General features: G+C 67.6%; 14 protein-coding genes. 8 read left to right on the top strand and 6 right to left on the bottom strand.

Annotated features, from left to right (window positions below):
* Positions 1 to 62: 62 nt before the first annotated feature.
* From GGC30_RS06780 to GGC30_RS16500, 5 genes are all read right to left on the bottom strand, one after another.
* Positions 63 to 1322: a cytochrome P450 gene (locus tag GGC30_RS06780; protein WP_008261169.1), complete on the bottom strand. Its 1260-nt coding sequence runs from the start codon at positions 1320 to 1322 to the stop codon at positions 63 to 65.
* Positions 1323 to 1434: 112 nt separating this feature from the next.
* Positions 1435 to 1839, bottom strand: a complete 405-nt coding sequence (locus tag GGC30_RS06775) for a helix-turn-helix domain-containing protein (protein ID WP_008263014.1) — start codon at positions 1837 to 1839, stop codon at positions 1435 to 1437.
* Positions 1840 to 1917: 78 nt separating this feature from the next.
* Complete coding sequence (locus GGC30_RS06770; protein WP_153923203.1) at positions 1918 to 2265, bottom strand: MAPEG family protein; 348 nt, start codon at positions 2263 to 2265, stop codon at positions 1918 to 1920.
* 190 nt (positions 2266 to 2455) lie between these two features.
* Complete coding sequence (locus tag GGC30_RS16505) at positions 2456 to 2746, bottom strand: signal peptidase II (RefSeq protein ID WP_370451911.1); 291 nt, start codon at positions 2744 to 2746, stop codon at positions 2456 to 2458.
* A complete protein-coding gene (locus tag GGC30_RS16500) occupies positions 2734 to 2973 on the bottom strand; it encodes a hypothetical protein (RefSeq protein ID WP_228763641.1) in 240 nt (79 codons plus the stop codon). Before GGC30_RS16500 ends, GGC30_RS16505 begins: the two co-directional genes overlap by 13 nt.
* A gap of 204 nt (positions 2974 to 3177) precedes the next feature.
* Between GGC30_RS16500 and GGC30_RS06760 the strand changes: the two genes are divergently transcribed.
* Positions 3178 to 3660, top strand: coding sequence for a hypothetical protein (locus GGC30_RS06760; protein ID WP_146756750.1), 483 nt, complete (start codon positions 3178 to 3180; stop codon positions 3658 to 3660).
* A 223-nt stretch (positions 3661 to 3883) separates the two neighbouring features.
* On the opposite strand, the gene GGC30_RS16260 is transcribed toward GGC30_RS06760, so the two are convergent.
* Positions 3884 to 4219: a hypothetical protein gene (locus GGC30_RS16260; RefSeq protein ID WP_156796407.1), complete on the bottom strand. Its 336-nt coding sequence runs from the start codon at positions 4217 to 4219 to the stop codon at positions 3884 to 3886.
* Positions 4220 to 4360: 141 nt separating this feature from the next.
* On the opposite strand from GGC30_RS16260, the gene GGC30_RS06750 reads away from it, so the two are divergent.
* The 7 genes from GGC30_RS06750 (at position 4361) to GGC30_RS06720 (ending at position 13997) form a co-directional block, all read left to right on the top strand.
* Positions 4361 to 5614, top strand: coding sequence for a TolC family protein (locus tag GGC30_RS06750; protein ID WP_040349348.1), 1254 nt, complete (start codon positions 4361 to 4363; stop codon positions 5612 to 5614).
* Positions 5614 to 6822, top strand: a complete 1209-nt coding sequence (locus GGC30_RS06745; RefSeq protein WP_040349349.1) for an efflux RND transporter periplasmic adaptor subunit — start codon at positions 5614 to 5616, stop codon at positions 6820 to 6822. The genes GGC30_RS06750 and GGC30_RS06745 overlap by 1 nt, the downstream gene beginning before the upstream one ends.
* Before the next feature lie 11 nt (positions 6823 to 6833).
* Positions 6834 to 10055 carry an efflux RND transporter permease subunit gene (locus GGC30_RS06740; RefSeq protein WP_008263211.1) on the top strand — a complete coding sequence of 1074 codons (3222 nt, stop codon included), beginning with the start codon at positions 6834 to 6836 and terminating at the stop codon, positions 10053 to 10055.
* A gap of 38 nt (positions 10056 to 10093) precedes the next feature.
* Complete coding sequence (locus GGC30_RS06735) at positions 10094 to 10654, top strand: cation transporter (protein ID WP_008261511.1); 561 nt, start codon at positions 10094 to 10096, stop codon at positions 10652 to 10654.
* Positions 10651 to 11340: an isoprenylcysteine carboxylmethyltransferase family protein gene (locus tag GGC30_RS06730; protein ID WP_008264189.1), complete on the top strand. Its 690-nt coding sequence runs from the start codon at positions 10651 to 10653 to the stop codon at positions 11338 to 11340. Before GGC30_RS06735 ends, GGC30_RS06730 begins: the two co-directional genes overlap by 4 nt.
* Before the next feature lie 150 nt (positions 11341 to 11490).
* Positions 11491 to 13557 carry a heavy metal translocating P-type ATPase gene (locus GGC30_RS06725; protein WP_228763640.1) on the top strand — a complete coding sequence of 689 codons (2067 nt, stop codon included), beginning with the start codon at positions 11491 to 11493 and terminating at the stop codon, positions 13555 to 13557.
* Positions 13554 to 13997 carry a DUF305 domain-containing protein gene (locus tag GGC30_RS06720; RefSeq protein ID WP_008261944.1) on the top strand — a complete coding sequence of 148 codons (444 nt, stop codon included), beginning with the start codon at positions 13554 to 13556 and terminating at the stop codon, positions 13995 to 13997. The genes GGC30_RS06725 and GGC30_RS06720 overlap by 4 nt, the downstream gene beginning before the upstream one ends.
* The last annotated feature ends 1 nt before the right edge of the window (position 13998 follow it).

Genomic DNA, 13998 nt, shown 5'->3' with positions numbered 1-13998 from the left:
GCGTCAGCCTTTGCTGCGAGTGGATGGGAGAGAAGGGCCCCGGCCAGCCCGAGGAAGCGGCATCAGGCGCCCCCCTCATTGAGGGCCGCGTCGCGCGTCTCCATTCGGAACCCGCTTCCGGGGAGGGCCGGCAGGCGGCGGAAGTCGATCTCCAGATCCTGATCCGGCAGCCGGTAGTTCAGGTCGGCGAGCAGGCCGACGGCGCGCTCCATCAGCTCCACGACGATCCCTTCGCCAGGGCAACGGTGACCGGTCGCCGCATCCCCACCGCCCTGGGGGATGAGACCGAACGGATCTCCGGAGCCGTCGCTGAACCGCTCCGGCCGGAACGCCTCGGGATCAGTCCAGTGTGCGGGATCGTGATTGGAGCCATAGAGGTCGAGGACCACCTGACGGCCCTCCGGGAAGACCAGGTCGCGCCAGCGAAACGGCGCGCGCACACGCCCGATCACTGCCGGGAAGAACGGATAGAAGCGTCGGACTTCCTGGACGAAGGCGCGGCGACGTCCGGCGTCGGCGTCGGCCAGACGGGCCGCATCCGGGTGAGCCTGCATCGCGTGCGCCACAAACACGATGTAGACCGAGGTCGCGACAGTCGGCCGCAATACATTGGCCAGTTCGACCGCCGCCGTGTGGATCGGCAACGGTTCGCCGTCCGCGGCGCGGGTCCAGGCCCAGGCGTGGGCGGCCGTGTCCGGATCCGGCGACAGACGGCCGGCGCGAATGTCTTCAATGATCGAGCCCAGCCAGGCGTCGACGCGGCGACGCGCGTGCCTCGACCACAGATGCCGGGGGCCCCGCGATCCCGCCGCGTCGAACAGCGCCCTCAGGTGACGGACCCGTTTCGCCTCTTCGTGCGGCTCGAGCGGCACGCCGGCCCAGGCGCAGACGGCCCGCGTTAGCACCGGCTGCAAGGCGTCATACAGCACGATGTCGTCCTCGCCGGCCCATTCGACGGCCGCGCGCCGCCACTCCGCTTCGAACAGTTCGCCCAGTCGCGCGACACGGGCTGGCGACATCAGGGACATGAACACGCCCTTGCGGGCGCGGTGGGCCTCGCCGTCCAGCCCCTGGACGCCGCCCTCGCCGAGCAGCGTGCGGCGGACCGGCGCCGGCATGGCGCCCGCCCGCACGATGCGGGTCTCGTCATAGAAGATCCGCGCCGCCTCGCGGCCTCTCAGACAGGTCGTCTCCTTCAGCGCCAGGCGGGTCTCGACGACGTCGGCGCCGGCCTGCTCGAACAGGTGGGAAAGGCGCCGATAAGGGTCTGTCAGCAGGGCCAGGGTCTGGTCGCCGTGTCGCGAGGTCGGCCGATGCGTCATCGAAATCCTCCAGAAGGACGGGCGGTCCGCGACGGGAGCCGCCAATCGCCTCCAAACGTCGCGGTGGGCTAATGGCTCCGGGGTCTTTGCGCCTTCCGGATCTTCCACAGGGTCAAAGCGGCGCGGATGGATCGTGCAACGCCTCGATCACCTTGCAGGCGGAGACCCGGCCCCCGGCGCATTCCGTCGTCATCCGCGACAGTTCGCGCTGGAGGGCGCGGAGCCGGGCGATCTTCTGTTTCACATCGGCGAGATGACGTTCGGCCAGGGTGCTGGCCTCGGCGCAGGGCCGATCGGGGTGATCCGACAGATCAAGCAAGGAGCGGATCGAATCCAGATCGAAGCCCAGCTGGCGGGCATGCCGGATGAATGACAGGCGGCGCTCCGCCGCGTCGTCATACATGCGCCGGTCGCTGGCGGTGCGCGGCGGCGGCGGAAGCAAGCCGATTTCTTCATAGAAGCGGATGGTCGGAACCTTGACGCCCGTGGCGGCGGCCAGTTTGCCGATGGGGCGCAACCCGGACGAGGCGGGAGAGGGGAGGGGCATCGCGTCAGCTCGTAACGGCGGGTGAAAGGCATCTGGGGCGGGGAGGGATCATCGGCCCAGCCCCATCAGGACGACGGCGATGCCGAAGGCGGCAATCGTGGAGGCGCCGGTGAGCGCCATGCCGAAGGCCGGGGCCGCCGCGCCCTGCGCGTAACCCAGGGCGAAGAAACCCCGACCAACCAGATAAAGAGGGACCAACACCGGCAGCAGGATCATCTCCTCGCCGCGCAGCACGGTGGCGAGCACCAGGTGGGCGCTCACCGCCAGAACGGTCTGTTCAAGCGAGTTCTGTAGCACGGCGGCGGGTAGGGCGAGCCTGGCGCCGGGCGCCGCATCGGCGGACCCGGCCGGTCGGCGTCGGACCGGAACCGGATGCTGGCCACCACCCTCAAACACCCCGCGAGCCACAGGAAGACCGGGAGATTCGCCTGCAGGGCATAGGCCAGCCTATCGGCCGTCGCCATGTCGCGCGCCGCGCCGAGAAGGGGCGGGGAAAGCCGCAGCCAGGCGGAGGCCGCCGCTGAGGCGGTGATGAGAATCGCCGGCGCCGAGCGGACGGCGATCGCCCTCTGTTCGGCGGGAAGCCTCATCGCGCCGCCCGTCCCAGGGTCGAGGACGCCGCGCGGCTGTCCGAGCCCCGGACGGTGAGGAGGAGCAGCGCGACGCCGCAGACAATGGCCGCATCGGCGAGGTTGAAGGTCGGCCAGTGCGCCGCCCCCCAATGAAGATCGATAAAATCGGTGACCGCGCCAAAGCGTAGCCGGTCGACGAGGTTCCCGATCGCTCCACCGGCGATGAGGCCTGCGGCGGCCGCCGTCACGGCGCTGCGCGTGCGCCAGATCCACGCCAGCAGGGCGCCGATGATCAGGGAGGCCACGGCGCCCAGCGGCCGACGGCGCCTGAGCCGGCGAACAGGCCGAAGGTGACGCCGGGGTTGAACCCGAGACGCAGCGCGAGAAACGGCGTGAGGTTGATCGGAGCGTCCAGCTGAGCGCGCGCCGCGGCCTTGGCGGCCTGATCCACGACGGCGATCAGCGCCGCGAGCGCGAAGGCGATCGTCTGCAGGCGGCCGGGAACGCGTCGCGTCGGGTGCATGGTGATCATGAAGCCTCCAATGGATTTCAACTGATTTTGGGCCCTCTAGTTACTAGAGGATCAAGCTGGTTTTATCTGACAGGCGTTTCTTTCATGGAAGCCATGCATTCTCGGCATGATCGTCTAGCCATTGGGAGATGCATGCTTCTCGCGAAAGGGTAATCCGATGACTGAACCCCCTCTCGTCCTGTGCACTTCCTCGCCCGGCTGCAGTTGCGGCGTGGCCTCCAGGTTCGACAGCGCCACCCCGCCTACCGGCGCATCATGATCGCGGTGATCGCCGTCAACTGCGCCGCCTTTATGGCCATAGCCAGCGGCGTGTCCCTGCAAGGCTCGGCGCCCCCTGGGCGCCAATGTGCTCAACTTCCTGGCCGACGCGCCACCTACGGCATCAGCCTGGCCGTGATCGGACGTTCGGTCGCCGTGCAGTCCGGGGCGGCCAATGGCCAAGGCGCCAGCCTCGTTGCGTTGGTGCTGTTATTCCTCAGCTACGCGATCTCGCGAGCCACCTCCGGGGCGCCGTCCCGTGGCATCACCGGACTGGGCCCTCTGGGCTTCTTCGCCAACGCCCTGGCCGGCTTACTGCTGGTAAGCCACTGCGCAGGCGACGCCAACGTCCGCTCGCTCTGGCTATGCGCGCGCAACGACCTTACCCAGAGCCTGGCGTCGCGGCGACCGGCGGAGCGGTCTGGCTGACCGGTTCACGATGGCCCGACCTGATAGCGGGAGCGCTACTCAGGTGAAGATTGCGCATTCTGCAATCTCGATCCACCTGCAGACGCAGCGAAAGAATCGGACGCGATCAGCGTGCGCTCGCTTAAAGATCGCTCGACGTTGCTGAATAGGTCGAGATGGCCGACGACGCGCCACTCTCGGCCTTGCATGTCGACTTTCCCTCTCCCTCACCGCGGATTGGTGGTCACTCGAAACAGTCGCAGCCCCCGAACACTGTAACAGATTGCTTGATCGCCCGAATGAAAGTATCCACCACGCGATGGCGTGGCCAATTGCGACATGGGCAAGACTGATACTGGCGGTGACCCTGGTCTCCGCCGTGTTTTTCGTCGCCCCGATCGCTGACGCCGCGACCTGCGTCCCGGAGACGGCATCGGCTCACGCCATGGTCGTTGAAGATGCGGGCGATGGCGACCAGGTCGACCTTGGCGCTGGGCACGGAGTCTGCACCCACGGCCACTGCCACCACAACGGAACTGCCCGTGCGGATGTCGCCGACCACATCGCGATGCAGATCCACGCGCGGCCTGTTCACGCCTTCCCCTCGAGTGATTTTCCGTCGTCGATCTCTCCCGACGGCCTGAAGCGCCCTCCCAGAGTCTGACCGGACGTCTGCGCCGCCGTGCGCGCGAACTCGTGTCAAATTTCTGGAAGATGAATCATGCCTCCCTCATATCGCAGGCCGCCGCGTTTCGCGGTCGGCTGCGCGTTGGCCGCATTCGCGGCCGTGCTGGCCAGTCCCGCTTGGGCTGACCCCGCGCCGTCCTTCGCCGAGCTGCTCGCCCAGCTGGGTCAAACCCCGGCCACCCTTGAAGCCGGCGCCCTGTCGGACGCCGCCGAAGCACGTGTCCGCCAGGCCCGTGCGAGGCCTAATCCGACGATCGCTCTCGACGCCGAGAACGCTTTCGGCACGGGGCCCTTCTCGGGCTACGCCAATGCCGAAACCACCTTGTCGATCAGCCAGGACCTCGAGCTGTGGGGACGTCGGACCGCGCGGGTCAATGTCGCCCGCGCGGAAGCCGGAACCGCGGCGCTGCAGCGGGATCTCGCCATCATCGACGCCGCCGGAAGGCTCGCTCAGGTCTATGCCGATGCGGAAGCCGCCCAAAGGCGGGCTGCTCTCGCGGAGGAAAGCCTCACCCTGACCATCGCCGATGCGAGGGCCGCCCTTGTTCTTGTCGAGGAAGGCCGTGAGCCGCTGCTGCGCGGCATCCAGGGGGAAAGCGAAGCGGCTGCGGCGCGTGCCTCTCGCGATGAAGCCGTCGCGGAGCGCGACGCGGCCTTCGCGCGGCTGACCGCAGTCGCCATGCTGGCGGCTCCGGTCACGACGATCGACACCAGCCTGCTGGACCTCGCACCTGCCGCGACCTTCGCTCCCCCGGCGGAGGCGCCGGCCGTTCGCGTCGCCGAGGCTCAGCGCGCGGCCGCCGAACGCAGGATCGATGTGGAGCGGATCCGCTCGCGCCCGGACATCAACGCCAGCGTTGGTGTCCGTCGCTACGAGATGGAAGACGCGACGGCGCTGACTTTCGGCGTCAGCATGCCGCTGCCCCTGTTCGACCGCAACCGCGGGAACATCGACGCGGCGCAGGCCGACTTCCGGGCTGCGGATGCGCGGCTCCTGGGCGCCCGCCAGGAGGCCCAGGCCGATCGCGCCGCAGCGCGGGCGCGCCTCGCCGCCTCCGTGAGCCGGGTCTCCGCCGCCGATGCAGGGGTGGCGTCTGCCGAGGAGGCCTACCGTCTGTCGCGGATCGGATCCGAAGCGGGGCGCATCTCTCAACTCGAGCTGCGGGTCACCCGTGCAGCCCTGATCTCTGCCCGAACTTCGGCCGTCGATGCGCGCCTTGCACGCGTCCAGGCCGAGATTGAACTTGCGCGCCAGGACGGCCGCGCCCCCTTCCAAGGAGCCCAATGATGCGCAAGCGCACATCCAACAAGACGTTGCTGATCGGCGGCGCCGCCGCCGTCGTTCTGCTTGGCGGAGGCGGGCTGTTCCTGCTCACGCGCGGGCCGGACGCCGCTCCAGCCGCCGCCGAGGGTGAGGCGGGTCACGCTGAAGAAGAGGGCGCTCATGCCGAGGGCGAAGCCGGCCACGAAGGCGAGGCCGAAGCGCCGGAAGGCTTCGTCGCTCTGAGCGCGGCCCAGGCCCAGGCCGCCAACCTGATCGTGGTCGGCGTCGGTCGGGGAGGGGGCGCCGAAACCCGGCTCTCCGGGCGGGTCGAGCCCATGGTCGACGCGCGCGCCGCTGTGGCGGCGTCCGTCGGCGGGCGGGTCGAGCGGGTTCTCGTAGCTCCGGGCCAGTCGGTCCGGATCGGTCAGCCCCTGGCGAGCGTCGTCAGCGGTGAAGCGGCGACGTTCCGCGCGGACGCAGACGCGGCGGCCGCCGAAACTGAAGTGGCGCGCCAGGCTTATCAACGCAACCGCAATCTGGCGGACCAGGGCGTTGTCGCCCGACAGGAGGTCGAGGCGTCCCGCGCGCAACTGCTCAGCGCCGAAGCCGGCGCCCGCGCGGCTCGCGCGCGGTCCAGCGCGGCGGGCTCGCCCAACGCTTCGGGCCGCCTCAGCGTCACCAGCCCCATCACCGGAGTCGTGACCAGCGTCCAGGTCGGACCGGGCGGCTTCGTCGCCCCTGGCGGCGTTGTCGCCGAGGTCACCAACCCGGCCAGGGTTGAGCTCGTCTTCAACGCGCCGCCTGCTTTGGCCGCCAATGTAAGGGCCGGGGCGCCTCTGCGGGTCAGCAGCCCCAGCGGCGACTTCGACGCCATCGTCACCGGCGTTGCCGCAGGCGCGGGCGGCGAAAGCGGCGCCACGGTCATTCGGGCCCGGCCGACGGGCTCTGTCCTCCCGCCGGCCGGTTCCGCCGTCACGGGGGCGATCGTGACGGGCGAGACGACCGGCGGTCTCACCGTGCCGACCGAGTCCGTCCAGACCGTCGACGGCAACACCGTCGTCTTCGTTCAGGTCCCGAACGGCTTCCAGGCCCGTCCGGTGCTCGCCGGTCGTCAGGCCGGGGGGCGGACTGAAATCCTGCGTGGCCTCACCGGGGCTGAACGGGTCGCCGGCACGAACGCCTTCCTCCTCAAAGCCGAGCTCGCCAAGGGCGAGGCCGAGCACGGTCACTAGGGGCGCACCGCATGTTCAAATTCATCATCGAACTCTCGGTCAAATTCCGATGGTTCGTGGTTCTCGCCACGGCGCTTGTCGCGGCCTACGGACTCCTCGAGCTGACACGGCTTCCCATCGACGCCGTGCCGGATATCACCAATCGCCAGGTCCAGGTGACCACGGTCGCTCCGGCGCTCGCGCCTGAACAGATCGAACGACAGGTCACCTACCCGATTGAAACCGCCATGGCCGGCATTCCCGGCCTGACCACGACCCGATCCCTCAGCCGAAACGGCTTCAGCCAGGTCACGGTCATCTTTACCGACCAGACCGACATCTATTTCGCGCGCCAGCAGGTCGCCGAACGGCTCGCGGGCGCCCGGGAGGCCATGCCTGACGGGGTGGAGCCGACCATGGCCCCGATCACCACGGGCCTCGGTGAAGTGCTGATGTGGACGATCGACTACAAGCCATTCAACAGTCAGAACCTCGCCAAGCCTGGCGAGCCGGGCTGGCAGGCGGGCGGAGCCTATCTGACGCCCGAAGGCGATCTGCTTTCGACCCCGCAGCAGCGCGCCACCTATCTGCGCACCGTGCAGGACTGGATCGTCGCGCCGCAAATGCGGACCGCCCCCGGTCTCGCCGGCGTCGACACCGTCGGCGGCTATGTGAAGGAGTATGCGGTCCGTCCGGACGCGGCGCGCCTTTCCGCCTACGGCCTGGGCATGGGCGACCTTATCCAGGCCCTCGATCGCGCCAACACTCAGGCCGGCGCAGGCTATATCCAACGCGCTGGCGAAGCTCTGACGGTCCGCACCGACGCCTTGGCCTCCACCGTGGAAGATCTGGCTCAGGCGCCGGTCGTCAACCGGAACGGCCTGATCGTGCGGGTCGCCGATGTCGCCACGGTCGAGATCGGCCAGGCTCCGCGCCTGGGCGGCGCCAGCCGTGACGGCCACGAGGCCGTGCTCGGAACGGCGCTGATGATCGCGGGCGGCAACAGCCGCACCGTGGCCCAGGCGGCCGGGGAGCGACTCGATGAGGTTCGCAAGACTCTGCCCGCAGGGATCGAGGCGGTGACGGTCCTTGACCGTAGCGCCCTGGTCAACTCGACCATCTCGACCGTGGCCCGCAACCTCACCGAGGGCGCCCTTCTGGTCATCGTCGTGCTGTTCCTGCTGCTCGGAAACATTCGTGCGGCCAGCATCACGGCCTTGATGATCCCGATCAGCTTCCTGTTCGCCGTCATCGGCATGAATAGGTTTGGCATCAGTGGAAACCTGATGAGCTTGGGCGCGCTGGACTTCGGCCTTCTGGTCGATGGGGCGGTCATCGTCGTCGAAAGCACCCTGCTGATGCTATCGCAGCGGCGGATCGATCTGGGACGGGCCCTGACCCGTCGGGAACGCCTCGATGTCGCCGTGGCCGCAGCTCGCAAGATGGTCAAGCCGGCCGCCTTCGGTCAGCTGATTATCCTGCTGGTCTTCACGCCCCTGCTGATGCTTGAGGGGGTGGAGGGCAAGACCTTCGTCCCCATGGGGGCGACGGTGATGCTGGCCTTGGTCGGGGCCTTCATCTTCTCCTTCACCTTCGTTCCGGCCATGACGGCCCTGCTGGTGCGGGATCCCAAGAAGGTCGAGACCGACGAACACGGCCACGCCCACGAACACGAAACCTTCCTGCTCCGCCACGCGCGGCGTTGGATCCAGCCGGCCATCCGCGCCGCCGTCGATCGTCCGAAGATCGTCCTGATCTCGGCGCTCGGCGCGGTCGTCGTCGGTGGTCTGGCCTTTTCGTCCCTCGGGCGGGAGTTCATCCCTACCCTGGACGAAGGCGACATCGCCATGCAGGCGCTGCGTGTTCCCTCGGCGTCGCTGGAACAGTCGCTCGCCATGCAGATGGCGTTGGAACGGGTCATCACCGCCCAGCCGGAAGTCGAGACCATGTTCTCCAGGACCGGCACCGCCGAGGCGGCCGTCGACCCGATGCCGCCCAACATTTCGGACAGCGTCATCGTTCTGAAGGACCGCAAGGACTGGCCGGATTCAGGTCTCGAGAAGGAAGCCTTGCTCGAGCGGTTCGAAGAGCTCGCCAACCAACAGATCGGGAATAATTTCGAGTTCAGCCAACCCATCGAGCTCCGCTTCAACGAACTCATTTCCGGGGTCCGGACCGACCTCGCGGTCATGGTCTACGGCGATGACTTCGACACCATGCAGCGGGTCGCTGATGAGGTGGCCGGCGTACTGCGGCAGACCACCGGCTCCGCCGACGTTCGCGTCGAACAAGCGTCGGGCTTGCCGACGCTCACGGTCAGCGTCGATCGGTTCGCGGCGGCCAGCTACGGCCTGTCCGCAGCCGACGTTTCTGAAGCGGTCTCGGCCGCCATCGGCGGCGCGGAGGCCGGCCGGATTTTCGAGGGCGACCGTCGCTTCGACGTCGTCGTCCGTCTTCCGGACGATGCGCGCAACGATCCGGCGGCGCTCGCGGCCCTGCCGATCGTCTCTTCGACAGGCGTAACCGTGCCGCTGTCTTCGGTAGCCCGTATCCAAAGCGCCGAGGGGCCGAACCAGATCAGCCGCAACGACGGTAGCCGACGGATGGTGGTCCAGGCCAACGTTCGCGGCCGGGATCTGGGCGGCTTCGTCACCGACGCACAAACCAAGGTGGACCAAATCCAGCTCCCGCCGGGCGTCCGCCTGACCTGGGGCGGTCAGTTCGAGAACCTCAAACGGGCCGAACAACGGCTGGGCCTGGTTATTCCGATCGTCTTCGTCCTGATCGGTGTGCTGCTGTTTATGGCTCTGGGGTCGTTCTCCGAGGCTGGGCTGGTCTTCGCCTGCGTGCCCTTGGCCTTGATCGGCGGCGCCTTGGCGCTTCTCATGCGAGGGATGCCGTTCTCGGTGTCTGCGGCCGTTGGCTTCATCGCCGTCTCGGGTGTGGCGACCCTGAACGGACTTGTTTTGATGCAGGCCATTCGCGAGCGATTGCAGGCGGGGCTCGCGCCCCGGGACGCGGCGATCGAAGGGGCGTCCAGCCGATTGCGTGCGGTGTTGACGACAGCCTTGGTCGCCATTGTCGGCTTCATCCCGATGGCGCTCGCCCACGGCGCGGGGGCCGAGGTTCAGAAGCCTCTGGCGACGGTCGTCATCGGCGGCCTTCTGACCGCGACGGCCCTGACCCTGCTGGTCCTGCCGACCTTCGCGGCCAAGGCGGTGCGTCATCGCAAGGACGAGGGGGTTGAGGATTGATTGCTCGCACTCAGGATGACCGTCAGCAGCGACGCACGTTGCTGACGGTTCTCGCGCTCAACGCGGGCCTGGCATTAGCGCTCGGGATCGGCGGCTTGTCCGCCGATTCCAGCGCTCTGCTGGCCAATGCAGTGGACAACGCCTCGGACGCTGCTGTCTATCTGATCAGCTTTCTCGCGATCGGTCGGCCTGGTTCGTGGAAGCGGGGGGCGGCGCGCCTCTCGGGCGTCATGCTCCTTATCTTCGGCGCTGGCGTCCTTCTGGACGCGGGTCGTCGATTCCTCATCGGGACCGAACCGATCGGCCCGACCATGATGGGACTCTCGGTCGTCGCAGCGATCATCAACCTGATCTGCCTGCAGTTGATCCGCCGTCAGCACAGCGGCGACGTCAACATGAAGGCTGCCGAGACGTTCAGCTTTAACGACTTCGCCTCCAACGGGGGAATCCTCGTCGCCGGGGCCCTGGTGCTCTGGCTCGGCCAGGCGTGGCCGGACCTCGTCGTCGGCGTCCTCGTGGCCGCCATCGCGTTGAAGGGCGGCGTGGATATCCTGCGCGATGCGGCTAAGGATCGTCCGGCTGAGGGGGAGGGGCAATGATGCCGCTCGAGCCCTCCGACAGCGTCTCCAAGCCCGCAAGCCCCGCTTTGTCCGGCTCCTCGCCCCCTGATGACGCCTGTCGATCAGCGGTCGATATCCAATCCGTTCAACGATGGCGCAAGGCGGGCATTCTCGTCGGGGGCCTGCTTCTTGTCGTCTGCGCGGCGCTCGTCACATCCTGGCCCTTGCTCGAACATCCTGTCGAGCATCTGGGCCTGATCGCCATCATGGTTTGCATCATCGGTCGGGCTTGGTGTTCCCTTTACATCGGTGGCCGCAAGAAACAGGAGATCATATCCGCAGGACCGTATTCGGTCAGCCGCAATCCGCTGTACGTCTTCAGCTTCATCGGCGCGTTTGGCATCGGCGCCCAGTCCGGCAGCCTTAGCGTCGGTTTGGTCTTCGGATTAGCCTGCTGGGTGGTGTTTCGCATCGTGGTCGGCCGCGAAGAACGCTTCCTCTCCGACGCCTTTGGACACGACTACCAAGCTTACCGTGAGCGCACCCCTCGGTTCCTGCCCAAGCTCTCCCTATGGCGCGACGAGGCGGAAATCATGATCCGGCCGGTATTCTTCGTCCGCACGGTGCGCGACGGCTTCGTCTTTCTCCTAGCGCTTCCGCTTTTCGAAGCGATTGAGCAGCTCCAGCGGCTCGGGGGCTTTAATGCCGTCGTGCCCGTGCCCTGAGGTCGGGAGAACCGGGATGACCACCTGCGAGCGGATCGCGCTGGAACCCGCTGGCCCGGCGCGCCTTCGCCCGTGTCGCTATCCCGCCCCCTCGATCGCGGCGGTCGCCGCAAGCAGCCGCGATTCCCAACCCGCAACGGGATCCTATTTATGACCAGCACAACACTGCCGGACCATCTCCACACCAAGTCCGAGGAGCACGATCACGGTGGCGTTCTAGGCTCCAATACGGAGCTGATCGTCGCCCTGACAAGTGGCCTTGCTCTGGGCCTTGGATTCGCCCTCGAGAAACTCGCAACGGGCCTTCCCGCTTGGATTCCCCTCGCCCTCTTCCTGATCGCCTACATCTTCGGCGGCTTTTTTACGGTGCGAGAAGCGTTCGAGAACCTCCGCCAGAAGCGCTTCGAGATCGATACCTTGATGCTCGTCGCAGCCGCAGGTGCGGCGGCGCTCGGGGCCTGGGCCGAAGGCGCTCTCCTGCTGTTTCTGTTCAGCATCGGCCACGCGCTCGAACACTACGCCATGGGCCGCGCCAAACGCGCGATCGAGGCCCTGGCCGAGCTTGCCCCCCGGACAGCCCATGTGCGACGCGACGGGCAGGTCGTCGAATTGCCTGTCGAAGATTTGGTCGTCGGCGACACCGTGGTGGTGCGTCCAAACGAACGACTGCCCGCTGATGGCTTTGTCGTGGTCGGCACCACAAGCATCAACCAAGCCCCCGTGACCGGCGAAAGCATGCCTGTCGACAAGCAGCCCGTCGCGGACCCCGAGGCGGCGCGGGCGAGACCGGCCCAGGTCGGATCGCCGTCTCTCGTCTTCGCGGGCACCATCAATGGCTCAGGCGCCATCGAGATTGAGACGACCCGCACATCGAGCGACACCACCCTGGCCAAGGTGGTTCGGATGGTGAGTGAGGCCGAGACGCAGAAGTCGCCGACCCAGCGCTTCACGGACAGGTTCGAAAGCATCTTCGTGCCTGTGGTGCTGGCGCTCGCCTTTGTCCTGCTGTTCGCCTGGGTCGTCGTCGATGAGCCGTTCCGCGACAGCTTCTATCGCGCCATGGCCGTGCTGGTCGCCGCGAGTCCTTGCGCGCTCGCCATCGCCACCCCGAGCGCCGTCCTCTCGGGCGTCGCCCGTGCGGCGCGCGCCGGTGTCCTGATCAAGGGCGGCGCGCCGTTGGAGAACCTCGGCTCGCTCAACGCCATCGCCTTCGACAAGACCGGCACCCTGACCGAGGGACGGCCGCGGATCACCGACGTCATGACGGTGCGCGGGACGAAGGAGGGCGATCTTCTGGCGGTCGCTGTGGCGGTCGAACGGCTCAGCGACCACCCGTTGGCGGAGGCCATCGCGCGCGACGGTGGCGCACGCTTGCGCGATACGATCATCCCGGCCGCGATCGACCTCAAGAGCCTGACGGGCAAGGGCGTGACCGCCCAGCTGCACGGCGAGACGATCTGGATAGGGAAGCCGGAGATGTTCGGCGTCGACGGCGTAGCGCCGCTCGGCGACGAAACAACCTCTGTCGTCGCTCAATTGCGACTGCAGGGTCGAACCCTGATGGTGGTGCGACGCGGCACGCGCGATCTCGGTGTCATTGGGCTTCTTGATACGCCTCGCCCAGCGGCGCGGCCGACGCTGACCGCTCTTCGCGCCCTCGGCATCGGGCGAATGATCATGATCTCGGGCGATCACCAGAAGGCCGCACAGGCGATCGCCGGACAGGTCGGCCTGACAGAGGCTTGGGGCGACCTCATGCCCGAGGACAAGGTTGACGCCATCAAACGCCTTCGCGCTGACGGCAAGATCGCCATGGTCGGCGACGGGGTGAACGACGCCCCGGCCATGGCCACGGCGACCGTCGGTATCGCGATGGGCGCGGCTGGCTCCGATGTTGCGCTTGAGACCGCCGACGTCGCCCTGATGTCGGACGACCTGTCGCAGCTGCCCTTCACCGTCGGTCTCAGCCGACAGACGCGGCGCATCATTCTCCAGAATCTCTACGTCAGTCTCGGAATCGTCGCCTTCCTTGTGCCGGCGACGATCCTCGGCCTTGGCATCGGCCCTGCCGTGGCGCTCCACGAGGGGTCGACCCTGCTGGTGGTGTTCAACGCTCTGCGCCTGCTCGGCTACCACGACCGAACGGCGCCCATCCTTCCCAGTGCAATCCCGGCCGCCCCCGTGGCCCCGCCGGCTCTCTCGAGGACATCGTCATGAAGCGTTTCGGATGGATTTCCGTCATCGCCGTCTTTCTCGCCCTGTCGGCCTTCGCCTTCGGGATGATCTCGCGGCAAACCCGCGAGGTCCCTGCGGCGCCGTCGGCGGCTGACTCTCGCCCGAGCGACACCGAGGCAAGCCACGCTGGCGAGACCACGGACAGCCCATCGACTCGCGCCTATCGCGAGGCCAGCGCGAAGATGCACCAGGCCATGAGCATCAACTACACGGGCGACGCCGACATCGACTTCCTGCGCGGAATGATCGCCCACCACGAGGGTGCGCTCGCAATGGCCAAGGTCGCCGTCGAGCATGGCGAAGCCCGCGACGTGCGCAGTCTGGCCGATGAGATCATCGCGGCCCAGGAATCCGAAATTGTCCGGATGAGAATCCTTCTTGCGCGCCATGAGGACACGCCCGCGCCCAACGCAAGGCCCTGAC

This window comes from Brevundimonas sp. SPF441, assembly GCF_009661015.1.
Classification (GTDB): Bacteria; Pseudomonadota; Alphaproteobacteria; order Caulobacterales; family Caulobacteraceae; genus Brevundimonas; species Brevundimonas vesicularis.
The sequence above is the reverse complement of the archived record's forward strand: the minus strand, read 5'-3'. Positions and strand labels throughout refer to the sequence as shown.